The organism is Aeromonas sp. V90_14, from assembly GCF_029967615.1.
GTDB lineage: Bacteria > Pseudomonadota > Gammaproteobacteria > Enterobacterales > Aeromonadaceae > Aeromonas > Aeromonas hydrophila.
On the sequence record NZ_JASCAS010000003.1, the window covers coordinates 189,665 to 214,052 of the forward strand.

A 24,388-nucleotide genomic window follows, 5' to 3' on the forward strand; every position below is an offset into this window, starting at 1 on the left:
TCAGGTGCGCCATTTCAAGATGGTCCAGCGCCAGGCATGGCGCAGCACCAGGGGAGTCAACGCGAGCGCGCTCAGCCAGTGGGACCAGCTGGCAAGGTTGCCCAGGCCATCGCCCGGGGTGCCGTGCAGTACCAGCAGCAGCCCGCTGGCCAGACAGATCAGCAGCAAGGCTTCGATGATGCGGCCGGTGGTGCGCAAGAAAGGCTTGCGGCTTTTGCTCAGCAGGCTGCGATGGGAGAGCCAGAACGCGCCGAACAGCAAGGGGAACAGGGTGAGCGAGAGGGCGACGTGCAGAAACAGGTTCCAGCGTGCCAGTGACCAGAGCGGGGTCAGGGGTTCCCACAGCAGCAGGCCGGAGAAGAACATCAGATAGAGGGAGCCCTCGGCGGCCTGATGGTGATAGGCCAGCCACTGCCAGCAGTGTCGTGGTGAGAGGGAAAGGCTTGTCATAGGTGCTCCAACGCCCGGGCAGTTCAGCCCGGGGGAGCAAGTTTACAATGCAGGAAAGGTAATGAAAAGAGTTATCAATTCCGCTCTTGATGAATAAAGGCTGAATGAAAACCAGCGCTATTTGTGGTCCGCCAGCCGCTCGGTCACCGCGTAGATGAGCGCCGCGGTGGAGAAGGCGAGGAACACGATCACCGACCACTTCATCTCCACCTCGTTGCCGACCCCGTCATCCAGGAAGGCCTTGAGCACTTCAATCCCGGCAATGGTGACCAGGGAGTTGATGACGATGAGCTTGAGGGAGGCGAAGTTGATCTTGCTGAGCCAGTTGTTGCCAAGCGCCTCGCGCTGCTCCTGGGTCTGGATGAACTGCACATAGCCGCAGATGGATACCAGTATCAGCATCTGGGCCACCAGCACGAAGTCCACCAGGGTGAGCACGCCGGTGATGAGATCCATGTAGTGAATGCCCACGATGTCGATGCACAGGGCATAAAGCAGCATGGCGAATTTCACCATCAGCAGGGCCACGCAGACCAGAATGCAGACATAGAAGGGGAACATCATCAACCGGCTGCCATTGAGCATGAAGTTGAAACGGCGCATGAAAACTCCTGAAGAGGGTGAGGTTGCGCTGATTATGGCGCGGATCCGCGATCGAGGGCATCCCTGTTTGCGCACAGAGGGCTGATGGCGGCAGAGCAAGCGGAAACGAAAAAAGCCCAGCCATAAGGCTGGGCTTTAGAATGTGGCTCCCTCGACAGGACTTGAACCTGTGACATACGGATTAACAGTCCGCCGTTCTACCGACTGAACTACGAGGGAATTGGCTCCTCCTACTGGACTTGAACCAGTGACATACGGATTAACAGTCCGCCGTTCTACCGACTGAACTAAGGAGGAATTGCCTGTCTCGTCGAGACGGTGCGGATATTAATGGCCCATCCGCCGGGTGTCAACCCGCGATCCGCTGCAAAAAGGGGATTTCGGCCCGTTTGCCCAAAACTTGGCCGCTGCGGACTATTTTCAGCACAATCAGCAGCTTGGCGCTGGCCTCTCGGGCTCATCGAGACGGTTCAGTGGCATGAAGAGGGAATGGGTGAGGAGATGTCGGTGCTCGGGATGGCATGGTGCGGGATAAGCAGCTGTCTTATGGCCGAGCAATGGCAGACATAAAGGAGGGAAGGGGCGGGGCACGCATAAGGGCGGGATAAATTGGTTAGCAGGCGAAGTGAGTGTGCTGCGTAATGGTGAGAAAAGTGGTCGATATGCTGACAATAAACGGTAATTCTGCGTGGTAACGGCCATTCATTGATCCCGCCCATCGAAATATTTCATCGGCTGGGGTATGGTTGGCCAGGATACCATCGCCGTGTCGACAGCTCTGCCGGCCCTTGATGATGATCGGGCGCCGGTTCAATCCGGCCTTTATCTCCCTCTTCTGGTATTACGAATACATGCACAACCAAGCACCTTTGCAAAGCGTGAAGCTGGCCATTGCTTTACGCCAATCCTGTATTGACGAACCCTACAGCGTTCCCCGCTTCGGCCGCGACCTGATCGCCGGCATCACGGTCGGCATCATCGCCATTCCGCTGGCCATGGCGCTGGCCATCGCCAGTGGCGTGCCGCCGCAGCACGGTCTCTATACCGCCATCATCGCCGGCATCGTGATCGCCGTGACCGGCGGCTCCCGCTTCTCCATTTCGGGACCGACCGCCGCTTTCGTGGTGATCCTCTATCCGGTGGCCCAGCAGTTCGGCGTGGGCGGCCTGTTGATGGCGACCCTGATCTCGGGCTTTTTTCTGGTGGCCATGGGGGTGGCCCGGCTCGGACGCCTCATCGAGTACATTCCGCCTTCGGTGACCCTGGGCTTCACCGGTGGTATCGCCATCGTGATCGCAACCCTGCAGATCAAGGACTTCTTCGGTCTGCACGTGCCCGAGATGCCGGAAACCTACCTCGGCAAGGTCGAGGCGCTGGCCCATGCCCTGCCCAGCTGGCAGTGGGGGGATACCCTGGTCGGCATTGCGACCCTGGCGGTGCTGCTGCTCTGGCCGCGCCTGCGGCTGCCAGTGCCAGGCCACCTGCCCGCCGTGCTGGTGGGGGTGGGCCTTGGCTTTGGCCTGCATCAGTTCGGGGTGGACGTCGCCACCATCGGCAGCAAGTTCAGCTATACCCTGGCCGACGGCAGTCAGGGCATGGGGATCCCGCCCATCGCGCCGACTCTGGTGATGCCATGGGCTCTGCCGGGGCCGGATGGCTCGCCGGTGGAGTGGAACCTGGCCGCCATCGAGCGCCTGTTGCCCGCCGCCTTTTCCATGGCGATGCTGGGGGCCATCGAATCCTTGCTCTGCGCCGTGGTGCTGGACGGCATGACAGGTCGCAAGCACAGCTCCAACGCCGAGCTGGTGGGGCAGGGGCTTGGCAACATCGTCGCCCCCTTCTTCGGCGGCATCACCGCCACCGCCGCCATTGCCCGCTCCGCCGCCAACGTGCGGGCCGGGGCTACTTCTCCCATCTCCGGCATCGTTCATGCGCTGGTGGTGCTGGCGGCCATCCTGGTGCTGGCGCCCTGGCTCTCCTGGCTGCCGCTCTCGGCCATGGCAGCCCTGCTGCTCATCGTCGCCTGGAACATGAGCGAGGCGCACAAGGTGGTGGAGCTGATCCGGCGTGCACCAAAATCCGACGTGCTGGTGCTGCTGGTCTGTCTGTCGCTGACCGTGATCTTCGACATGGTCATCGCCATCACCTTCGGGGTGATCCTCGCCTCCCTGCTGTTCATGCGCGAGATTGCCAAGATGACCAAGCTGCACGATCTGGCGGATCACAAGCGCTATGCCCATGAGGTGCCGGAGCAGGCGCTGCTCTACAAGATCAACGGCCCGCTGTTCTTTGCCGCTGCCGAGCGGGTGTTCGGCGAGCTGGTAGCCCAGGTCAAGGGCCACAAGCTGCTGGTGCTGCAGATGGAGGCGGTCTCCATCCTGGACGCCGGCGGGCTCTCCGCCTTCCTGCAGTTTGAAAAGCAGATGGCCAAGGCGGGGGTGCAACTGCGGGTCGCCGAGTTGCAGTTCCAGCCGCTCAAGACTCTGGCGCGCGCCAAGGTGCGTCCGGTGCCCGGTCAGTTGGAGTTTTATGGCTCGCTGGAAGAGGCGCTCAAAGGCGAGCACTTGCACGAAGCGACTGGAAATTGATGGAAAGGGATACGAAATGGCATGTTTTTAGTCACTTGGTTCGGATAATGAGCAAACGAACGCAAAAAGTGAAAAATTGCATTGACCGCATGCCGTCGTATCCCGTACATTACGCCCCGTTCCAGCGCAACAGCGCAGTGAACATCGTGCTGGCTGAGCACGTTAAACAACAGACCAAAATTTGGTGAGGTGTCCGAGTGGCTGAAGGAGCACGCCTGGAAAGTGTGTATACGGCAACGTATCGAGGGTTCGAATCCCTCCCTCACCGCCAAATTACAAAAAACCGACCTGATGGTCGGTTTTTTGCTTTGGGGGAAGAATTATCAGCTCATGTCGAAGAGGGAGGGTAAGAACCCTCGCAGGGTTCGAGCAGAGCAGCTTGCTGCGATGAACGGCCGCAGGCCGCCCCGAAGGGGTGAGCCACGCAGTGGCGAATCATCCCTCCCTCACCGGATAAAGCAAAAGGGCCTGTCGCAAGACAGGCCCTTTTGCTTTATCCGGTGAGGGGCGGCGTGGTTCGAGCCCTGGTTCGACAGGTGGGCAGGACAGCCCATCTGGACCGCCAGAGGCCGCCCGCAGGGCGAGCGCCAGGGATGGCGTGAGTCAATCCCGACCCATCGCCCATATTGAAGAACCGACCTGATGGTCGGTTTTTTTTGGGCGTAGCAATACCTGCTCTCGCTAACAATTGGTAAAGGCCCCGTCGCAAGACGGGGCCTTTTTGTTTATCAGGAGGCGTGTTTACCAGGATACGGCTTGTCACCTCGCAGCGGCCAGCCTCAGCCGTGCGGCTCCACTACCGTCATGGTAAAGCGCAGCACGCTGTCGCCCGCGTTGCGATAGGCGTGGGGCAGGTCGGTGCGGGCCACCGCAGAGCAGCCCTGAGTGACGGCAAGCTCGCTCTCTCCCAGCTGCAGTTGCAGGGTGCCCTGCTCGACGTGAAACAGTTCCACCGTGCCGGGCGGGTGGCCGTCAGAGTCAAACTGCTCGCCGGGGTACAGTTGCCAGTGCCACAGCTCTATCATGTCCGGTCCCCGGGTGCCGGCCAGCAGGCGGGCCGAGCCGCCGAGCGGGCCCTGCCACAGGGTCGGGATGGCTTGCGGCTCGATCAGGTGCACCGTCGGGGTACTGGCCACGTCGACGATATCGGCAACCGATACCCCGAGCGCGGCGGCCAGCTTGCACAGGATGGCGATGCTGGGGTTGGCCGCCCCCTTTTCGATTTCGACCAGCATCCCCTTGCTCACCCCGGCCCGGCGCGACAGCTCATCGAGCGACAGCCGGCCCTGTTGTCTGTACTCCTTGAGCCGGCGGGAGACGGCGGCGGTGACATGCCCCACGTCGGCGCCGGTATCGGTCGTTATATTGACTCTCTTGGTCATCGGTCATTATCATGAAATAAAATAGTCGATATAAGGATATTCCATGAGATCGGTACAACCGTCAATCGATCCCGCGCTGGCGACGCTGGCCCCGGGATTTCGGGCTATCAGCATTACCCTGCAGACCGACGAGATCGTCAATCCGGCCATCGCCGTCGATGAGCTGGCGCAGGCCTGCCAGCGGGTTCTGCACGACCCCGCTCCCTGGACCGAGGCGCATCTGGCCGCTTGGGCCGAGGTATTCAAGGGGTTTGGCGCCAAGCCCCAGCGTACTCCCTGTTCGGCGGATGCCCTGCGCAAGCGGGTGCTGCGTGATGGCGCTCTGCCGAGCATCGATCCCGTGGTGGATCTCTACAACGCCATCAGCCTCGCCTACGCCCTCCCGGTCGGCGGGGAAAACCTGGCCGCCTATGTCGGGACGCCCCGGCTGGTCATTGCCGATGGCAGCGAAGCCTTTGACACCATGAAAGAGGGGGCGCCGGCGCAGGAGTGCCCGGAGGCGGGCGAGGTGATCTGGCGCGACGATCTGGGCGTTACCTGCCGGCGCTGGAACTGGCGTCAAGGGGTGAGAACGAGCCTGGATAGCGATGCCAGACAGATGTGGTTCATTCTGGAGAGCCTGCCCGAGATGCCGCTGGCGGCGTTGCAGGAGGCCGCTACCAGGCTGGTGAACGGGCTGCGGCGCATGATGCCTGACGCCCGCATCGAGCAGAGCCTGGTCGGCTTCGATCTTCCTTGAACCCGGCAGCAGGGGCGCCCTTCATTCCAACGCTGGGAGGAAGGGCGTTCCTGCCGCGGTATTGCAGCTCCCGCCATGAGGAGAGGCCAACTTATTGCCTGATGACGGCATAACAGGGCCCAGATCGCAGGCCCGTCCCCGCTTGCTCAGGCCAGCTTCAACAGCGGCATCTGTTCGTGTTTGTCGCAGTGCCTGAGATGGACCCGGCTGGTCAGGCGGGTCAGCAGCTCGTAGGGGATGGTGCCTATCTTTTCGGCCACCTGTTCCACCGGCAGCCCTTCCCCCCACAGCGTCACCTCGTCTCCCACCTTGTCGCTGGCCGCCGGCCCCAGATCGACGGTGATCATGTCCATGGAAACCCGACCCACGATGGGTACCCGGCGGCCATTGATCAGCATGGGGGTCCCTTCGGGTGCCATGCGCGGATAGCCATCCCCGTAGCCCGCCGCCACCACGCCGAGGGTGGTATTGCGATCCGCCACCCAGTGTCCCCCATAGCCGACCGCTTCGCCCTGCGCGCAGGCGCGGGTGGCGATGAGCTGGCTCTTGAGGGTCATGACCGGGCGCAGGTCATGGTCGGCGGCGAGCTGACCGGCAAACGGGGAGGCGCCGTAGAGCATGAGGCCGGGCCGGATCCAGTCGCTGCGGGATGCCGGCCAGGCGAGGATGCCGGCGGAGTTGGCCATGGCCCGCTCGCCAGGCAGATGAGCAGAGAGGCGGTTGAACTCCTCGATCTGCAACTGAGTGGCCTGGGTATCCTGTTCATCGGACTGGCTGAAGTGGGTCATCAGATGGAACGGCTGCACCACGTTGCGACAATGGCTCAGCCGCTCGATGAAGGCGGGCAACTCCTCGGCGCGCAGCCCGAGCCGGTTCATTCCGGTATCGAGCTTGAGCCACACCTTGATGGGGGCGGGCAGACTGGCCTGCTCGAGCAGTGCCAGCTGCTCCCAGGTATGCAAGGTGGTTTGCAGTTCGTGTTTCGCCAGCAGCGGCAGCGCCTCGGCACTGAAGAAGCCTCCCAGCACCAGAATGGGCTTGGTGATGGCGTTGGCGCGCAGCACCAGCGCCTCCTCAACCCTGGCCACCGCATAGGCATCGGCCTGGGCGAGTGCATGGGCCACCGGCAGCAGCCCGTGGCCATAGGCATTGGCCTTGAGTACCGCGATGATCTTGCTGTGGGGGGCATGGCGGCGCACCACGGCGAAATTGTGCTGGAGTGCATCGATATCGATGCTGGCCGTAACTGTGTTCATCATGGGGTCGGGTGTCTGCTCGATGAGAAGTTGGCTGCTGGTTTCAATCCTGATCCGGTGATCCTGGCTGCCGCGACGAGCAAACGGGGGGCCACTGAATCATGTTGTTTTATATGCTTTAAAATGTAAAAAGATGTTATCAGTTGTTTTTTGGTTGGTAAATTATGTGGCGAATAGGAATGTGTAAATGCGCAAAATACGGGGTATTCCTCTGTATAAATTTGCCTGCCAATGCTTTCTCTGGCTCCCTATGACCCAGTATTTATCACTGGTTTTATCCCTCCAAACGGGAGGGGAATGAGGCTGTTTTGGACTGTTTTTGATGGATGTTTGAGCTGATGCCGCTCTGATGTCGGCATTCCAGCGCCGGGCCGTCGTGAGCTCGTGGCAAAGAGGAAGGGTGAAGATGGGATCTTGATGGAAAGGTGAGGGGGAGAGACCCGCCAGGCCTATGGCCGGGCGGGTCTCGGAGTTTTTATTAGACCTTGAAGAACCCGATGCCCTGGTTGAGCTGCTGGATGATGGTGGTCAGCTGGGAGGCGTCGTGATTGACGCTCTCGGCGGCGGAGACGTTCTCCAGCGACATCTGGGTGATCTCTTCCACGGACTGGGCGATGAGCTGGCTGGCGGCGGCCTGCTCATGGAGCATGGAGCTTATCTCCTGGATCAGCTCCACCACCTTGCGGGAGCTCTGATCCACCTGGGCCATGGTTTCGCTGGCCCCCTCGGTGGTCTCCCGCACCGTGCTCATGCTGTCGGAGCAGGCGTTCATCCCCTTGACCGCGCTGGTGGCCCCTTGCTGGATGGAGGTGAGCATCTCGTTGATCTCCTGGGTGGCCTGGGTAGTGCGTGCCGCCAGGGTCCGCACCTCGTCGGCCACCACGGCGAAACCGCGGCCCATGTCGCCGGCCCGGGCCGCTTCGATGGCGGCGTTGAGCGCCAGCAGGTTGGTCTGATCCGCGACCCCCTGGATCATCACCGAGATCTGGCTGATGCGGGTGATGTCGTCAAACAGTCCCTGCACCTGCTTGGCGGAGTCGTTGACCGCCGTGGTAACCCTGAGCACCTCCTGGGAGGCGTGTTTGACCTGCTTCTCGCCGGCCTGGGCAATCTCCCCGGATTGCATCACCACGCTGTTGGCCTGATTGGCGAACGAGGAGAGCTGGGAGACTGAGGTAGTGAGCTCTTCGACCGAGGCGGCCGTGTTGGCGGTGGCGAGGGATTGCTGCTGGGAGCTGGTATTGACCTGCTCGGCCGCCGCCCCCAGCTGGGAGGCGCTGGCGGTGAGGCTCTCGGCGGCATGCTGCATGGTCGAGACGATGTCGCGCAGGCTGCGGCGGGTGCTGATCATCGCCTGCTGCATGCGGGTCAGCTCGTCGTTGCCCTCGGCCTGATCCGGGGCGGTGAGCCGGCCCTGCGCCAGTTGCTGCAGATCCTGCATGATGGCGAGCAGCGGCTGGTTGATGCTGCTGCTGAGCAACCAGCCCAGCAGCAAGGAGAGCAGCACCGAGATGGCGAGTATGGTGTAGGTGGCGGTGGTGATGTCGCTGGCAATCACGTCGCTCTCATCAAAGGCCTGTTTGCCCAGCCCCTGATTGATGTCGACCAGCTTGCTGAGCAGATCGTCCACCACCTGAAACGTGGTGGCGGCCTCGCCCTTCATCAGCTTGATGGCGCTGTCGTTGTCGTTGGCTGCACTTGCCGCCATCGCCTTGTGCGCCGCTTCCTTGTAAAGCGGCCAGGCGCGGTCAAAGTCCGCCAGAGCCAGTTTCTCCGGTTCGCTCAGCTGGGTTGCCCGGTACTTGTCCAGCAAGGCGGCCATCTTCTGCTCGTGCAGATCCATATCCCTGGCAATCTTGTCCATGCCGCTTTGGGTCGGCTCGATGACGTAATCGAACAGCGAGCGGTTGTGATAGATGGCCTGCATGTTGGCGTTGGCGACATCCGTGATGGGGGTCAGGATGTTGAGGTACATGTCGTTGAGCATGTCATTGATGGTGTTGGTGTTCTGCTTGCCGTAGAGTCCGACCCCGATCAGGATGAGATTCAGCAACAGGAAGGAGACGATAAGCCGCGTCTTGATGGAGAGCTGGCGAAGTAGGTTGTTCATGGTAGCCTCATGCTTGTTTCAAGCGTCCATGCAGCGATGTCGATACTGCCGGTGTTGTTATCCCGCCCTGTCAGAGCGGGGTTCCTCAATAGCGCAAAGGGACACGATTCAGGTCGCCCTGGCCTGCCATTCGGCAAACCATTTTTCAATCTGATCGACCGGCAGCGGTCGGCTGATGTAGTAGCCTTGCGCCAGCTCGCAGCCGAGCAGTGCCAGCTGTTTCCAGTCCTCTTCGGTCTCCACTCCCTCGGCGACCGTCTTGAGGTTGAGCTTCTGGCTCATGACGATCGCTGAGGTCAATATAGCCAGCTTCTTGGGGCTGCTATGGGCGTCGTGCACGAATTCCTTGTCAATCTTGATCTCGGTGAAAGGACAGCGAGATAGCTGCTTCATGGAGGAGTAGCCGGTGCCATAATCATCCATTGCGATGCCAAATCCACGCAGTCTCAAGCGTGCCAGGGTGCCCAGCGACATGGCGAGGTTGGACATGAAGGTGGTCTCGGTGACTTCGATGATGATGGCGCTGCAGGGCAGTTGATGGGCCTGCACGATGGTAATCATGTTCTCGACCAGCTTGTCTGTCAGCAGCAGACTGACCGGCATGTTGATGGAGCAGGTGGGGTGCTCGGACAGTGCGCCCAGAGTGGTGATCGCCTCGCAGGTGGCGTGCAGGAACTGGTAGAAGAAATCGAGCGCCAGCTGCCCCTCTTCCAGGTGATGAACGAAGCAGATGGGGGGAATGACCCCGTGGTCGGGATGGATCCAGCGCACCAGCGCCTCGAAGCCGTAGAGACTGGCGTCCGCCATCAGCACCTTGGGCTGCAGAAAGGGGATCAGCTGGCGGTTGTCCAGCGCCTGCTGCACATCCTCGGCGGTGAAGGTGAGCTGCATCCACTTCTTGTTTTCCCGGTGCGCCAGCGGATCGCAATGCTGCAGCATGTTGCGCAGATCGCTCTGTCGCAGCGGTTTTGACAGCACGCCGATCACCTCCAGGGTGCTGGCATCGGCGATGGCGTGGATCACGTCCAGCACGTCCCGCTCCACCCCGCTCATCACGGCCACGAACATCCGGTAGTGGGTATTCTTCTCCAGGTTGCTGATGAGCTCGACTCCGTCCATTCCGGGCATGTTGAGATCGGTCAGCAGCAGATCGATGCGCTCGAGCTGCTGCAGCTTGTCTAGGGCATCCTGGCCATCATGGGCAACGTGGATCTGGCCGAACCCCAGCTCCTGCAGCAGACAGGTCACTTCGTACTGCTGGGTGCGGGAGTCATCCACCACCATGGCACTGCGGCCTTGCCATTTTTCCAATGACATAATTACACGCCTCGTAGATCCGGACGGCTGAGCGTCTGGGTAATGTGGGTGAGGGACATGACTTCATCCACTCCGCCGTGGGCTATGGCCTCTTTGGGCATGCCGAACACCACGCAACTGGCTTCATCCTGGGCAATGGTGCGAGCGCCCGTGTCGTGCAGCTCCCGCATGCCGCGGGCACCGTCATCCCCCATGCCGGTCATGATGACGCCGAGGGCGTTGCGCCCCGCACTCACCGCCACCGAGCGAAACAGCACGTCCACCGAGGGGCAGTGACGGGAGACCGGCGGCCCCTCTTTGACTTCCGCCAGATACTGGGTGCCGCTGCGCTGGATCAGCAGGTGCTTGCCCCCCGGCGCTATGATGGCGACCCCGGGCAGCAGGCGATCGCCGGTCTCGGCCTCTTTCACCTCCAGTTGGGAGAGGCCGTTGATCCGCTCGGCAAAGGAGGCGGTGAAGCGGGCCGGCATGTGCTGGACGATGGCGATCCCCGGGCAGGTGGCGGGCAGGCGGGAGAGCAGGTACTCCAGCGCCTGGGTACCACCGGTTGAGGTGCCGAGCGCAACTATCTTCTCGGTGGTGCGAAAGGAGATCCGCTCCGCCGGCGGGGAGAGTACCTCGTCGGCATTGCGCCTCGGGGTGACCGGCAGCGGGGCGGCACCGGGCAGCAGATTGCGCAGCTTGGCGCCGACGGCGCCCCGGATCTCCTGGATGAAGTCGTTGGCGGACTGCTGCAGGAAGCTCTTGATGCCGACGCTGGGCTTGGTGACGATGGAGATGGCCCCCGCCGACATCGCCTCCAGGGTGATCATGGCTCCCTCTTCGGTGAGGGAGGAGCAGATGATGACCGGGGTGGGGTGCTCGGCCATGATCTTCTTGAGGAAGGTGAGGCCGTCCATGCGTGGCATCTCGATGTCGAGAATGATGACGTCGGGCCAGCACTTCTTCATCTGCTGCATGGCGAAGATAGGATCGAAGGCGGCGCCGATCACCTCGATGTCCTCCGCCTTGCTCAGCATCTGGGTCAGTACCTCTCGTACCAGGGCCGAGTCGTCGACGATAAGCACGCGTATGGTCATGGCAGCTCCTTGGGCTGAAGGGGCAGGCAGCGGTAGCGGGAGGGGGCCTCCTGCACCAGCGGCAGATCCTGCTGGCGAATGATCTCGGAGTGGCCGACCAGCAGGTAGCCGTCCGGGCGCAACAGGTTGCAGAGCTGCGACAGTACCCGGGCCTTGGTCTCGTCATTGAAGTAGATGAGCACGTTGCGCAGGAAGATGACGTCGAAGTTGCGCTCCGGATAGTCGCCGCATGTCAGCAGGTTGAGGTTGGCAAAGGTGACCTTGCCGGCCAGCTCCGGCTTGACCCGGATCTTGCCGGCGAACTCGTCATGGCCGCGCTGAAAATAGCGCAGCCACAGATGGGGTGGCACGTGCTGGGCCCGCTCGACCGAGTAGACGGCGCGGCGGGCAAAGGGGATGACCCGGGTGTTGATGTCGGTGCCGTGGATGCTCCAGCGATCGTTGATGCCGAGCTGTTCGGCCAGCACCATGGCAGCGGAGTAGGCCTCTTCCCCGGTGGAGCAGGCGGCGGACCAGACTCGCAGCGGCTGGCGGCGAGTGGCAAGCAGCTGTTCGGCATGGTGCTTGAGCCAGCTGAAGTGCTGGGATTCGCGAAAGAAATAGGTCTCGTTGGTGGAGAGCAGGTTGATGGCGAGCTGCCGCTCGTGGGGATCGACGGACTGGTTGATCCGCTCCCAGTAGGCGTGATAGCTGGAGAGGTGCAGTGCCCGCAGCCGCTTGGCGAGCCGGGACTGCACCAGCGCCCGTTTGCAGGGGGCAAGGTCGATGCCGGCCGAATTCAGAATGAAGCGGCGAAACAGATCGAACTCGCTCTGGCTGAGAGTCGGGGTGAGTTCGGCGGTGAAGGGGGGCGCCACCATGGTCAGCCGCCCTGTTCCGGGGAGAACTGCTGCTCGGTGGCCGCCTCGGCCATGGCGCTCAGCTCGGCGATGGAGAGGGCCCTGTGCATGTCGAGCAGGATGGCGAACTGCTGATCGATGGTGACCACCCCCTGAATGAAGTCACCGCGGATGTGGGTGCCGAAGGTGGGGGCCGGTTCGATGGCGTCGCTGCGGATCTCCAACACCTCGCAGACCGCATCCAGCAGCATGCCGATCTCCTGCTCCTCGCCGGTGCTGTTGGGCAGGGAGAGGATGGCGACGCAGGTGGTGGGTTGCAGCAGGGTCTGGCCCCGGCCGAAACGGATGGAGAGGTCGATCACCGGCACCACGGCGCCGCGCAGGTTGATGATGCCTCGCACGAAGCGCGGCATCATGGGCACCGGGGTCATCCCCTCGAATTCGATGATCTCGCGGATGCAGCCGATGTCGATGCCGTACAGTTCGCCGCCCAGCATGAAGGTGACGCAGTGAAAGTGGGCGCTGGTATCAGGGGCAAGCTTGTCTCTCATCGCCGGCTCCTAGTAGTTGGTGAACTTGCCATCGTCTATCTCTCGCTCCAGATCCTCTTCATGAAAAGGGTAGGGGCGGGAGAATGCAGACTTCGGTTTGCTGCGCCGGATGACATGGGCGCCGCCGTGCGGAGTATAGGGCTGGCGGGTGTTGCCGCCGCGCAGGGTGAACTGCTGCATCAGCTCCTGCAACTGCAGGGCGGTGGAGCTCAGCTCTTCCGAGGTGGAGCTGAGCTCTTCCGCCGAGGCGGCCGAGGCCTGCATGCCGTCGCTTATCTGGGTCACGGCGATGTTGATCTGGGAGACGCTGGCCCGCTGCTCGCGGGAGGCGGAGGCGATCTCCTGCACCAGGGTGGCGGTCTGATCGATGCCGGGCAGCATTTCACGCAGCAAGGATCCCGCCTGCTCGGCGACGCTGACCGAGCGCCCGGCCAGCTCGCCAATCTCCTTGGCTGCGGTCTGGGAGCGTTCGGCCAGTTTGCGCACCTCGGCGGCGACGGTGGCAAAGCCCTTGCCGTGCTCGCCGGCGCGGGCCGCCTCGATGGCGGCGTTGATGGCCAGCAGGTCGGTCTTGTTGGCGATGTCGTTGATGACGGTGATGCGCGATGCTATCTCCTTCATGGCGTGCACCATCTCGCCGACCGCCTTGCCGCTTTCGGTGGCGCTGCTGGCTGCCCGGGTGGAGATGTTCTCGGTCACCTTGGCATTGTCGGCATTCTGGCTGACGGTGGCGGTCATCTCCTCGACCGAGGCACTGGTCTGCTCGACGCTGGAGGCAAGCTCGGAAGAGGTCTGGGAGAGGGCATTGGCGGTGGCGGCCACCTGCTCGGAGGCCGAGCCGATGGCTTCCGACATGGCGCCTACTTCGTTGAGGGTGTCGGAGAGGCGGTGGGCCATGCTCTTGATTGCATAGAGCAGGCTCGAGGTGTCGTCGGCCTTGAGCAGCACCGGGGTGGAGAGATCCCCCTCCGCGACCCGGGCCACCACCTGCACCGTATAGGAGGGGTCGCCCCCCAGCTGGCGCAATATGCTGCGGGTCACCAGCAGGGCCAGGATGAGGCAGATGAGAAAGGCGGCGCTGGCGATGGCGATGAGGATCTGCAGGTTGTCTTGATAGATGTTCTGGCTCTCATCCATGGACTGGGCAGCCAGCTCGGTGTTCACCTTGACCAGATCGCTCAGCAGGGCATCGGCGATGTCGAAGGCGGGGCGCCCCTTGTCCCCCATCAGCCGAAAGGCGTTGCGCTCGGGCACCCCATCCTGGCCCGGTGTCTGAGCCAGTTTCAGGATCTCGCTGGCGTACTGCTTGTAAGTGGCCCAGGCCTGATCGAAGCGGGTCAGCAGGTCCACCTCCCGCTGGGTGAGATAGGTCTTGCGGTAGCTGGCCAGAAAATCCCACATCCCCTTCTCGAACTTGTCGACATTGACCAACGCCTGGGCCTTGAGATCCGGGTCGACCTCGCCGATGTAGCGATAGAGGGCCCGGTTCTGGTAGACCGCATAGATGTTGGCGTTGGCGATGTCCTTGATCGGCAACAGCTGGTTGGCGTGCATGTTGCTGACCAGCTGCACCATGGTCCTGGTGGAGTAGTAGCTGGTGAGCGACAGCACCACCAGCAGCACCATGAGGATGGAGAACGAGAACACCAGCTTTGTTCTGACTTGCAAGTTGTGAAACCAGTCCATGGTCTGACTCCGTCAATTCCGTTGATGTGCTTAAGGTGTGTGGTCAATCTCTGAGGCTGTAGAGGGCATCGGCCTGTTGCCGGAGCGCATGTTGTTCCCGCCGCCAGGCCAGCTGGATGAGCTGGGGGACGTCGAGAATGAGCGCCGGCTGACCGTTGCCCAGAATGGTGGAGCCGCTCACGTAGCGCAGGGACTTGAACAGCTCGCCGAGCGGCTTGATGACGGCCTGTACCTCGCCAATCAGGCGATCCACCACGATGCCGGCACGATGGTCGGCATAGTCCACCATCACCACGAACTCGGGTTCGTCGGCAGGGGGCAGGGCAAACAGCTCGCGCAGGACAATGAAGGGCACCCATTCGCCGCGCACGTTGATCTGGCGGGCCGGGGTGCGCAGGGCATCCGGCGGCAGATCGATGCATTCGACCATCATGTCGAGGGGGATCACCAGGGAGGCGTGATCCACCTCGATGCGAAAGCCGTCGATGATGGCCAGGGTGAGCGGCAGTCTCAGCCTGAAGGTGGTGCCCAGCCCCAGCCGGCTATCGATGGTGGTTTCACCGCGCAGAAACTCCAGGTTGCGCTTGACCACGTCGAGCCCGACTCCCCGCCCGGAGAGATCGCTGACATCGCTGGCCGTCGAGAAGCCGGGCAGAAACAGCAGTTGAAAGATCTCCTGTTCACTCAATACCTTGCCTTCCGGCAGCAGCCCCTGGCCATGGGCCTTGGCGAGGATCTTGTCGCGGTCGATGCCGCGGCCGTCATCGCTGACCTCCACCACCACGGCGCCGGCATCGTGATAGGCGTTGAGGGTGATGGTGCCCTGCGCCGGCTTGCCGGCGGCGAGCCGAGCCTGTTGCTCTTCGAGGCCATGATCGGCGGCGTTGCGCACCAGGTGCATCAGGGGGTCGGTCAGCTTCTCGACCATCGACTTGTCGATGTCGGTATCGGCGTTGCGGATCTGCAGCTGGATCTCCTTGCCGGTCTGTTGGGACAGTTCGTGCACCAGTCGCGGGAAGCGGTTGAAGATCTCGTTGATGGGCACCATGCGCAGGGTGAGTGCGTCGTCGCGGATCCCTTCCACCAGGGTGTTGACGATGGCGACTGATTCAATGAGCTCCGCATCGCCCCTCATCCTCGCCTGCAGGGTGGTGGCCGAGGTGGCGATCACCAGCTCGCCGACCCGATTGATCAGCCGATCGAGCTTGGCCGCCTCGATGCGGATGTAGTGTCCCTCCGCCCGCAGCGGTGCGGGTCTGGCCTGCTGTGGGGGGGCCTCCTGCGGCGGCTGGGCTGACTGGATGGGGGGCGCCAGAGCCGGTTCTGCGCTTGCCGCGCCGGGCGTCAGCTCGCCCCGCGCGATGCAGGCCGCTTCCTCTTCGCTCAGGGCGCCGGTCTGCACCCAGCGCTGCAGCTGGGCCGCGAGCGGCTCATTGCGCCAGGCCGCCAGCTTTTGCCCCTGTTCTGAAAACTGCGCCAGATCCTGATGGGGGCTGAGCAGACAGATGAGACTGGCGTGGGCAACGAAATCGAAGGTGCTCCGGATCCGCTCGGTCGGTTCGGCGCTGAGCAGGCCAATCTCGTAGCCGAGAAAACACTCGGTGGCATCGAGCAGTTGCAGCGGGGGCCACTCCTGCCAGACCGGCTGGATGACGCGGATCTCCCCCAGGTTGCCGAGGTAGCGGATGAAGGCCAGCAGATCGAAGCCGTCCTGATAGAGGGCCGGATAAAAGCGCAGGGAGAGGTGCCAGGCGCGCCGATCCGTCTGATTGACCGGTGCGGGAGCCGGCATGATCAGCGGCTGGCTGGGCAGGGTCTGGTGCCCTTGCAGCTGGGAGAGCAGGGCCAGGATCTGCTGGGTCTCGGTCTGCTGCAGCTCGGGGTTGTGTTCGGCCCCCTGTAGCAGGTCGCGCAGTTGATCGTTGCAGGCCAGCAGCAGGTTGATGAGGTGTTCGTCCAGCGCGATCTCGCCGCTGCGCAGCCGCTCCAGCATGTTCTCCATGGCGTGGGCGAAGCGCACCAGCATGGCCAGCCCCAGCATGCCGGCCGAGCCCTTGATGGTGTGGGCGGTGCGAAACATCAGGTTGTAGGTGTCGGGGTTGGCCGGATAGGTGTCGCGATCCAGCAGGGCGTGTTCCAGATTGTCGCACTGCTCGTAGGCCTCCTCGAAGAAGAGGGCACGGGCCTTATTGATGTCCATCCGCGCGGCCCTCCCCATGGTCGGTCGGCCACAACCCCATCAGGCTCAAGACATGGCGGGCCTGGCTCCCTTCAGCGGCCTCGAGTCGCAGCTGCTTGCCCTGCTGGCCGGCCTCCTGCTGCAGGATGGCGATAAGCTGGGCACCGCAGCCATCGAGCATCTCCAGCGGGGTGAGATCCAGCGTCAATACCGAGAAATTGAGCAGGCCGAACAGATCATCCTGCAGATCCCCCAGCGTGATGACGCTGAGTTCACCGCTCAGGGTGGCGGTCACCGGCGTTTGCCGGGTGTCGATCGCCAGGCTCATGGCTGCACCACCTTGCAGACATCGTCCAGCAGCTTGAGCGGTTCGAACGGCTTGGTGAGCCAGACTCGGGCGCCGGCCTCGAATCCTTCCCGCTTGATCTGCTCGGAGTCTTCGGTGGTCAGCATGATGAAGGGGAGGTAGCGGGTAGTCTGCTGGGCCTTGACCCGTCTTAGCAGGGTCATGCCATCCATGCCGGGCATATTGAGATCGGAGATGATGAGGTGTACTCGCCGCTGATTCAGTTCGATGAGGGCGGCTTCGCCGTCGCCGGCCTCAATCACCTCAAAACCGGCGCTGCTGAGCGTCATGGTGATGGCCGCCCTGATCCCCACGGAATCATCCACCACCAGTATGGTTTTGCTCATCGGTCATCCTCATCGACTTCATGGGTTCCTTGCCCTTAGCGCCAAGGGCAGAGCCCGCACAGGGCTCAGTGATAATTGTTGTTCAACAGCTTGATGTTGGAGAGATTTTTATGTCATCACTGACTAATAGAGACAAATGGCGCCAGTTGTACCGGCCAGGTGGCGCAGCCGAGCCGGGAAGGAGGGGGTGGGCCACCTGTTGCAAGAGGGGGAATAGGGGGAAATGCAGATACCCTGTTGATGATAGTTAATTAATCAAGCAAGGGGGATATTTCTTGAAATAGGCAGAGGAGCCTATTTTAGAAGCTGATAATAAATATCGTTCGCGCGTCCATTCCGCTTGTTTACATATAATCATACAAATATAAAGGTATATATTATCAGCCACTTTTGGCGAGGTAAAATAGCCTATTGCTGGTAACATAAAGACCGGGTCAAATAGTGTGACAACGCTTTCATTCTGATTATTTAACATCACGAATTAACGGGTAATTTAAATGAATTAAATTCATTAACACGTAAAATTACCCCCTAGTGGGTATTTTGAAGGCTCACGCCATGCTTTCTAAGTCTATGCTACATATGAAATTTTTAAATCCATGCTGATGAGTTTTCTATTTGAATAATGTTCCGTCACTTGATGGAGATCAACGCGGGGCAGGGGGGGAGTACTTAGCATTTCCGCTATTAAGCATTTATCAAACAAGTGCTCACTACGGGAATAAAAAGAATGGTCGAGGATACTTTTTTATCGGCTCATGGAATTAATCGCCGTGACTTCATGAAATTGTGCGCCGGGATGGCCGCAACCCTTGGATTAAGCCAGCATGCCGTGGCCAAGATGGCCACCGCGCTCACCAGCCCCGAGCGGCCACCGGTGATCTGGATAGGGGCGCAGGAGTGTACCGGTTGCACCGAGTCGCTGCTGCGCGCCACCCACCCCACCATCGAGAACCTGATCCTCAACACCATTTCGCTGGAGTACCACGAGGTGCTCTCGGCGGCCTTCGGTCATCAGGCCGAAGAGAACAAGCACAATGCCATCGAACGCTACAAGGGCAAGTATGTGCTGGTGGTGGATGGTTCCATCCCGCTCAAGGATGGCGGCATCTACTGCATGGTGGCTGGCGAGCCCATCGTCGACCATATTCGCCGCGCCGCCAGTGACGCGGCCGCCGTCATCGCCATCGGCTCCTGCGCCGCCTGGGGCGGGGTGCCCGCCAGCGGTGGCAATCCGACCGGCGCCGTCAGCCTGGAAGAGGCCCTCGGCAACCTCGGCACGCCGATTATCAATATCCCGGGCTGCCCGCCCAATCCCCACAACTTCCTCACCACGGTCGCCTACTACATCACCTACGGCAAGCTGCCGGCGCTCGATGCCAAGAAGCGGCCGCTGTTTGCCTATGAGCGGCTGATCCACGAAAACTGCGAGCGCCGTCCGCATTTCGACGCCGGTCGCTTCGCCAAGGAGTTTGGCGACGAGGGCCACCGTCAGGGCTGGTGCCTCTACCATCTTGGCTGCAAGGGGCCGGAGACCTACGGCAACTGCTCGACCCTGGAGTTCTGCGATGTGGGCGGCGGCATCTGGCCAGTGGGCATCGGCCATCCCTGCTACGGCTGCAACGAGCAGGGGGTGGGTTTCAGCAAGGGGATCTTCCAGCTCGCCAAGGTGGAGAATCCCACCCCGCGGGTGAACAAGCCCGACGTGGCCATCCAGGAGGGAGGACACATGTCGCCCACCGCCACCGGCCTTATCGGTGGGGCGCTCGGGGTGCTGGTCGGGGTGAGTCTGATGACGGTGCGCGAGCTCGGTCGCCAGCAAAAGCGCCATGAAGCCGGGCAGCACACCTCACGGGAGGAGTAACCGTGAACAGACGCAACTTCCTCAAATTCGCCTCCGTCGGTGCGCTGGCGGCGGGCACCACCGTCCCCGGCAGTGCCCTGGCGGCGGCCGAGAACAAGCCGCCCATTCCCGGCGCGCTCGGCATGCTCTACGACTCCACCCTCTGCATCGGCTGCCAGGCCTGTGTGGCGGAGTGTCAGCGCCTCAACGGCAACCCGGCCAATCCGGCCGGGGAAGCGACCTGGTCCAACAACGACAAGCTGAGTCCCTACACCAACAACATCATTCAGGTGTGGAAGAGCGGCACGGGTGAGCACAAGGATCAGCTGGTGGATGGCTATGCCTACATCAAGAAGCAGTGCATGCACTGTGTCGATCCCAACTGCGTCTCCGTCTGCCCGGTGCAGGCGCTGACCAAGGATCCCAAAACCGGCATCGTCCACTATGACCCTGACGTCTGCACCGGTTGTCGCTACTGCATGGTGGGCTGCCCGTTCGACGTGCCCAAATATGACTACGACAACCCGTTCGGGGCGATCCACAAGTGCGAGCTCTGCAACCAGAAGGGGCTTGAGCGCATCGATCAGGGCAAGTTGCCCGGCTGCGTCGAGGTGTGCCCCACCGGCGCCGTCATCTTCGGCACCCGCGAGGCGCTGATGGCCGAGGCCAGGCGCCGGCTGCTGGCCACCCCGGGCAGCGAATATGCCTACCCGCGCCAGACTTTCAGCGCCAACGATCCCTACCTGCACGAGGTGCCCAACTACCAGCCTTACGTCTATGGCGAGAAGGAGGGGGGCGGCACCCAGGTGCTGGTGCTGGCCGGGGTGCCCTACACCAAGCTCGACATGCCTGACTTGCCGGAGCTCTCCTCCGGGGCGCGCTCCGAGCATATCCAGCACACCCTCTACAAGGGGATGGTGCTGCCGCTGGTGGTGCTGACCGGGCTCTCGGTGCTCATTCGCCGCAACACCAAGGACCATCAGGATGGCGACGATCATGACCCGCACGCGGGCCATGACAAGCAATCGGGAGGCAAGGATCATGAGTAATCACAAGGCACATCCGCTGGGAGGCAGGCTGGTCAGCTGGCCGGTCATGGTGCTGGCGCCGTTCGTCATCCTGTGCGGCATGCTGATCCTCAAACGCCTGATCTTCGGGCTGGGCTCGGTCACCGATCTGAACGGCGGCTATCCCTGGGGGCTCTGGATCTCGTTCGATCTGCTGATCGGCACCGGTTTCGCCTGCGGCGGCTGGGCGCTGGCCTGGGCGGTCTACGTCTTCAACCGGGGCGAGTATCACCCCCTGGTGCGACCGGCCCTGCTGGCGAGCCTGTTCGGCTATTCGCTGGGCGGCCTCTCCATCACCATCGACGTCGGCCGTTACTGGAACCTGCCGTATTTCTACATTCCGGGTTTCTTCAACACCTCCTCGGTGCTGTTCGAGACGGCGGTCTGCATGACCATCTACATCGGGGTGATGGCGCTGGAGTTTGCCCCCGTGCTGATGGAGAAGTTCGGCTGGAAGGTCTCCCTTGCGCGGATCAACAAGGTCATGTTCTTCATCCTGGCGCTGGGGGCCCTGCTGCCCACCATGCACCAATCCTCCATGGGATCCCTGATGATAGTGGCGGGGGAGAAGATCCATCCGCTCTGGCAAAGCTACGAGCTGCTGCCGGTCTTCTCCTTGCTCACCGCCTTCATCATGGGCTTCTCCATCGTGGTGTTTGAAGGCTCTCTGGTGCAGGCGGGGCTGGCGGGACGCGGTCCGAATGAGAAGCCGCTGTTCTACAAGCTGACCCAGGTGATCGACATCTTCCTGATCCTGTTCGTGGCGCTGCGCTTTGCCGAGATCGTCATCAACGACAAGTCGGAGTACCTCTCCCAGTGGGATCGCTACGCCTTGATGTTCTGGAGCGAGATCGCGCTGATGATCTTCCCGCTGCTGGTGTTCCACTGGGACAAGAGCCGCCGCGATTCGCGCATGTTGTTCCTGGGGGCCCTCAGCATGCTGCTGGGCGCCGCCCTCTGGCGACTGGACTACTCCCTGCTCGCCTTCAACCCCGGCAATGGCTACCACTACTTCCCCTCCGCGGCGGAAGTGCTGATCTCCTTGGGCTTCGTCGCCATCGAGGTGTGTGCCTATTTGCTGCTGATCCGGCTCTTGCCGGTACTGCCATCACTTGAACGTGTTCACCAAGATTATCAGGCCCGAGGGAAAGCCAACGTATGAGCCAACGTATCACCATAGACCCCATCACCCGCATCGAGGGTCACCTGCGTATCGACTGTGAAATCGAAGGCGGCGTCGTCACCAAGGCCTGGTCGTCCGGCACCATGTGGCGCGGGATGGAGGAGATCGTCAAGGGCAACGACCCGCGCGATGCCTGGATGATAGTGCAGCGCATCTGCGGGGTGTGCACCTCCATTCACGCCATCGCCTCGGTGCGGGCGGTGGAGAATGCCATCGGCGCCAAGGTGCCGGTCAACGCCCAGTACATCCGCAACCTGATCATTGCGGCCCACAACATCCACGATCACATCGTCCACTTCTATCAGCTCTCCGCGCTGGACTGGGTGGACATCACCGCCGCCCTGCAGGCCAATCCGCAAAAAGCGGCCGACCTGCTCAAGGGGGTATCGACCTGGTCCCTAAACAGCGCCGACGAGCTGACCAAGGTGCAGGACAAGATCCGCGCCCTGGTGGCGAGCGGCCAGCTTGGCATCTTCGCCAACGGCTACTGGGGCCACAAGGCGATGAAACTGAGCCCGGAGGTGAACCTCATCGCCGTGGCCCACTACCTGCAGGCACTGGAGTGCCAGCGCGATGCCAACCGCATCGTCGCCATCCTCGGCGGCAAGACCCCCCACATCCAGAACCTGGCGGTGGGCGGGGTGGCCAACCCCATCAACCTGGATGCGCCGAGCGTGCTCAACCTGGAGCGACTGCTCTACGTGAAGAGCTTTATCGACCGGCTCGGCGAGTTTATCGAGCAGGTCTACAAGGTGGATGCCGCCATCATAGCCGCGCACTACCCCGAGTGGCTGAACCTGGGGCAGGGGGCCAAGCACTACCTGAGCGTGCCTGAACTGCCCACCGACGGTGACGGCGGCAGCTTCCTGATGCCCGGTGGCTACATCGAGAACGGCGATCTGGCCGGCTATCGCCCCATCGAGAGCCATCAGGATGCCTGGCTGATGGATGGCATTGCCGAGAGCAACAAGCACGCCTGGTACAAGGATGACGAACCCCTCAAGCCCTGGGAGGGCAAGACCGAGCCCAACTACACCGGCTGGCAGGATGACGGCAAGTACTCCTGGGTCAAATCCCCCACCTTCTACGGCAAGGTGGTGGAGGTGGGGCCGCTCGCAGACCTCTTGGTGAAGCTCGCCGCCAAGCACCCGGAGACGGTGGCGCACTTCGATCAGCTCAACGGTCTCTACAAGACGCTCACCGGTTCAGCCATCAAGACTGAACAGCTGCACTCCACCCTGGGCCGCATCATCGGCCGGGCGGTGCGCTGCTGCGTGCTCAAAGACACCCTGTCCCATCAGTGGAAGGCGCTGGTGGACAACATCGGCAAGGGGGATTTCAGCACCTACATCAAGACCGAGATCCCGGCGGACAAGGAGTTTCGCGGGGTAGGCTTTGAAGAGGCGCCGCGCGGCATGCTCTCCCACTGGATCGTCATCAAGGGCGGCAAGATCGAGAACTATCAGGCGGTGGTGCCATCGACCTGGAACTCGGGCCCGCGCAACTTCAACGACGAACCCGGCCCCTACGAGCAATCCCTGGTAGGCACCCCGGTGGCCGACCCCGCCAAGCCGCTGGAGGTGGTGCGCACCATCCATTCGTTCGACCCTTGCATGTCCTGCGCGGTCCATGTGGTGGATACCCAGAGTGGTGAAACGACTCAGGTGAAGGTGCTGTGATGAACACCCTGATCCTGGGCGTGGGCAACCTGCTGTTGAGCGATGAGGCCGTCGGAGTGCGTATCGTCGAGGGGCTGGAGCGCGACTACCGTTTCGCCCCCGGCATCGAGTTACTCGATGGCGGTACTGCCGGCATGGAACTGCTCGAAGCGATGGCCAGTCGTGACCACATCATACTGGCGGACGCGGTGCGCAGCGGCAATCCGCCGGGCACCGTGGTGACCCTGAAAGATGAAGAGATCCCGACCCTGTTTGGTCGCAAGATCTCCCCCCATCAGCTGGGGCTGGCGGACGTGCTCTCGGCGCTGCACATGACGGGGGAATCCCCCAGGCGGCTCACCCTGATCGGGGTCGAGCCTGAATCCCTCGAGCCCCGCATCGGCCTCACTCCTGTGGTGGCGGCTGCCATGGGGGAGGCAACGGATCGGATCCTGACCCTGCTGGCCAGCCTGGGGGCACCGGCCATTCCGCTCTCTGAGCAGGAGAAGACCGAGCGAGCGCGGGAGGTCACATGGCGCAATCCATTGTGAATGAGGCAGTGAACGAAGCCGCGACAGAGCCGGCGCAGGAGTTTGCCGGTTTTGCCACCAATCCCGCGCCTCTGCTGGTAGCCCAGTACGAGCGGATCGCTCGCGAAGAGATGCAGGCGTTGCCCTTCTATCACGCCACCATGCCCATCGTGGCGGAGTGCGTGCTGTTTGAAGGTCAGTGGCTCGGCTGTGTGCTCACCCCCTGGATGTTGAGCGTGGTGGTGCTGCCGGGGCCGGATCAACTCTGGCCGGTGCGCGGCAGCAGCGATCGGCTCGCCCTGCAGCTCCCCTGCGGCAACCTGACCTTTATGGTGGGGGCATTGCCCGAGACGGGGCAGTTGCTGGCCTGCTCGCTCATGTCCCCCATCGACCCGCATCTGGGGGCCGACGAGGGGCGCGCGCTGGTGAGCAGCACCCTCAAGATGTTGCTTTCGCTTCCGGTGCAGCAGGGGGAGGGCGGCATGAACTTAAGCCGGCGTCGCCTGTTCAGCGGCCGGCGCGGCGACCCTGTGGGCGACACCCAGCGCTAGGTCTCATCTGCAATCAGGTTTAGAATAGGGGCCGTTTTGGCCCCTCACTCGCTTCTGTCGTGCCCCTGTTTTTCGATAGTGAGT

Annotated in this window: 21 protein-coding genes, 3 tRNA genes and 1 other RNA gene; 10 read left to right on the forward strand and 15 right to left on the reverse strand. The window is 62.1% G+C overall.

The window, feature by feature from the left end:
• From QLG02_RS04455 to QLG02_RS04470, 4 genes are all read right to left on the reverse strand, one after another.
• Positions 1-450, reverse strand: coding sequence for a hypothetical protein (locus QLG02_RS04455; RefSeq protein WP_282464609.1), 450 nt, complete (start codon positions 448-450; stop codon positions 1-3).
• Between the two features lie 117 nt (positions 451-567).
• The gene (locus QLG02_RS04460) at positions 568-1,053 is read right to left on the reverse strand and encodes a YqhA family protein (protein ID WP_011706364.1); all 486 of its coding nucleotides are present in this window, start codon (positions 1,051-1,053) and stop codon (positions 568-570) included.
• A 143-nt stretch (positions 1,054-1,196) separates the two neighbouring features.
• A tRNA-Asn gene (locus tag QLG02_RS04465) sits at positions 1,197-1,272 on the reverse strand.
• Between the two features lie 2 nt (positions 1,273-1,274).
• Positions 1,275-1,350: transfer RNA gene (locus tag QLG02_RS04470), tRNA-Asn, on the reverse strand.
• A gap of 494 nt (positions 1,351-1,844) precedes the next feature.
• Between QLG02_RS04470 and dauA the strand changes: the two genes are divergently transcribed.
• The 3 genes from dauA (at position 1,845) to QLG02_RS04485 (ending at position 4,096) form a co-directional block, all read left to right on the forward strand.
• A complete protein-coding gene (dauA, locus tag QLG02_RS04475) occupies positions 1,845-3,641 on the forward strand; it encodes a C4-dicarboxylic acid transporter DauA (RefSeq protein ID WP_171280683.1) in 1,797 nt (598 codons plus the stop codon).
• A 183-nt stretch (positions 3,642-3,824) separates the two neighbouring features.
• Positions 3,825-3,912, forward strand: a tRNA-Ser gene (locus tag QLG02_RS04480).
• Between the two features lie 55 nt (positions 3,913-3,967).
• Positions 3,968-4,096, forward strand: a non-coding RNA gene (locus tag QLG02_RS04485) — RtT sRNA.
• Between the two features lie 324 nt (positions 4,097-4,420).
• Here QLG02_RS04485 and QLG02_RS04490 read toward each other — a convergent pair.
• On the reverse strand, positions 4,421-5,023 hold the full coding sequence (locus QLG02_RS04490; RefSeq protein WP_166463855.1) for a helix-turn-helix domain-containing protein: 603 nt from the start codon (positions 5,021-5,023) through the stop codon (positions 4,421-4,423).
• Positions 5,024-5,066: 43 nt separating this feature from the next.
• Between QLG02_RS04490 and QLG02_RS04495 the strand changes: the two genes are divergently transcribed.
• Positions 5,067-5,762 (forward strand): B3/4 domain-containing protein, encoded by a 696-nt coding sequence (locus QLG02_RS04495; RefSeq protein WP_282464610.1) that lies wholly within the window; start codon positions 5,067-5,069, stop codon positions 5,760-5,762.
• 146 nt (positions 5,763-5,908) lie between these two features.
• Here QLG02_RS04495 and alr read toward each other — a convergent pair whose 3' ends face one another.
• The 10 genes from alr to QLG02_RS04545 all read right to left on the reverse strand — a co-directional run bounded on the left by alr (position 5,909) and on the right by QLG02_RS04545 (position 17,472).
• Positions 5,909-7,021: an alanine racemase gene (alr, locus tag QLG02_RS04500; protein WP_244088892.1), complete on the reverse strand. Its 1,113-nt coding sequence runs from the start codon at positions 7,019-7,021 to the stop codon at positions 5,909-5,911.
• A 475-nt stretch (positions 7,022-7,496) separates the two neighbouring features.
• Positions 7,497-9,128, reverse strand: coding sequence for a methyl-accepting chemotaxis protein (locus QLG02_RS04505; protein ID WP_282464611.1), 1,632 nt, complete (start codon positions 9,126-9,128; stop codon positions 7,497-7,499).
• Positions 9,129-9,236: 108 nt separating this feature from the next.
• On the reverse strand, positions 9,237-10,445 hold the full coding sequence (locus tag QLG02_RS04510; protein WP_282464612.1) for an EAL domain-containing response regulator: 1,209 nt from the start codon (positions 10,443-10,445) through the stop codon (positions 9,237-9,239).
• Between the two features lie 2 nt (positions 10,446-10,447).
• Positions 10,448-11,524 carry a chemotaxis response regulator protein-glutamate methylesterase gene (locus QLG02_RS04515; RefSeq protein WP_282464613.1) on the reverse strand — a complete coding sequence of 359 codons (1,077 nt, stop codon included), beginning with the start codon at positions 11,522-11,524 and terminating at the stop codon, positions 10,448-10,450.
• Positions 11,521-12,384, reverse strand: a complete 864-nt coding sequence (locus QLG02_RS04520) for a protein-glutamate O-methyltransferase CheR (RefSeq protein WP_282464614.1) — start codon at positions 12,382-12,384, stop codon at positions 11,521-11,523. The genes QLG02_RS04515 and QLG02_RS04520 overlap by 4 nt, the downstream gene beginning before the upstream one ends.
• Positions 12,385-12,386: 2 nt before the next feature.
• Entirely contained in the window at positions 12,387-12,914 is a 528-nt protein-coding gene (locus QLG02_RS04525) for a chemotaxis protein CheW (RefSeq protein WP_011706355.1), read from the reverse strand.
• Positions 12,915-12,923: 9 nt separating this feature from the next.
• Positions 12,924-14,582, reverse strand: coding sequence for a methyl-accepting chemotaxis protein (locus QLG02_RS04530; RefSeq protein WP_282464615.1), 1,659 nt, complete (start codon positions 14,580-14,582; stop codon positions 12,924-12,926).
• 61 nt (positions 14,583-14,643) lie between these two features.
• Entirely contained in the window at positions 14,644-16,800 is a 2,157-nt protein-coding gene (locus tag QLG02_RS04535; protein WP_282464616.1) for a chemotaxis protein CheA, read from the reverse strand.
• A complete protein-coding gene (locus QLG02_RS04540) occupies positions 16,787-17,107 on the reverse strand; it encodes an STAS domain-containing protein (RefSeq protein WP_254200026.1) in 321 nt (106 codons plus the stop codon). Before QLG02_RS04540 ends, QLG02_RS04535 begins: the two co-directional genes overlap by 14 nt.
• Positions 17,104-17,472 carry a response regulator gene (locus QLG02_RS04545; protein ID WP_282464617.1) on the reverse strand — a complete coding sequence of 123 codons (369 nt, stop codon included), beginning with the start codon at positions 17,470-17,472 and terminating at the stop codon, positions 17,104-17,106. The genes QLG02_RS04540 and QLG02_RS04545 overlap by 4 nt, the downstream gene beginning before the upstream one ends.
• A 730-nt stretch (positions 17,473-18,202) precedes the next feature.
• On the opposite strand from QLG02_RS04545, the gene hybO reads away from it, so the two are divergent.
• The 6 genes from hybO to hybE are packed head-to-tail and all read left to right on the forward strand — an operon-like array spanning position 18,203 to position 24,304.
• On the forward strand, positions 18,203-19,336 hold the full coding sequence (gene hybO / locus QLG02_RS04550) for a hydrogenase 2 small subunit (RefSeq protein ID WP_201888946.1): 1,134 nt from the start codon (positions 18,203-18,205) through the stop codon (positions 19,334-19,336).
• Between the two features lie 2 nt (positions 19,337-19,338).
• Entirely contained in the window at positions 19,339-20,364 is a 1,026-nt protein-coding gene (gene hybA, locus QLG02_RS04555) for a hydrogenase 2 operon protein HybA (protein ID WP_282464618.1), read from the forward strand.
• A complete protein-coding gene (hybB, locus tag QLG02_RS04560) occupies positions 20,357-21,544 on the forward strand; it encodes a Ni/Fe-hydrogenase cytochrome b subunit (protein WP_011706348.1) in 1,188 nt (395 codons plus the stop codon). Before hybA ends, hybB begins: the two co-directional genes overlap by 8 nt.
• Positions 21,541-23,244 (forward strand): hydrogenase 2 large subunit, encoded by a 1,704-nt coding sequence (gene hybC, locus QLG02_RS04565; RefSeq protein ID WP_282464619.1) that lies wholly within the window; start codon positions 21,541-21,543, stop codon positions 23,242-23,244. Before hybB ends, hybC begins: the two co-directional genes overlap by 4 nt.
• Entirely contained in the window at positions 23,244-23,774 is a 531-nt protein-coding gene (locus QLG02_RS04570) for a HyaD/HybD family hydrogenase maturation endopeptidase (protein WP_226031841.1), read from the forward strand. The genes hybC and QLG02_RS04570 overlap by 1 nt, the downstream gene beginning before the upstream one ends.
• Positions 23,756-24,304: a hydrogenase-2 assembly chaperone gene (gene hybE / locus QLG02_RS04575; protein WP_282464620.1), complete on the forward strand. Its 549-nt coding sequence runs from the start codon at positions 23,756-23,758 to the stop codon at positions 24,302-24,304. The genes QLG02_RS04570 and hybE overlap by 19 nt, the downstream gene beginning before the upstream one ends.
• Positions 24,305-24,388 lie beyond the last annotated feature (84 nt).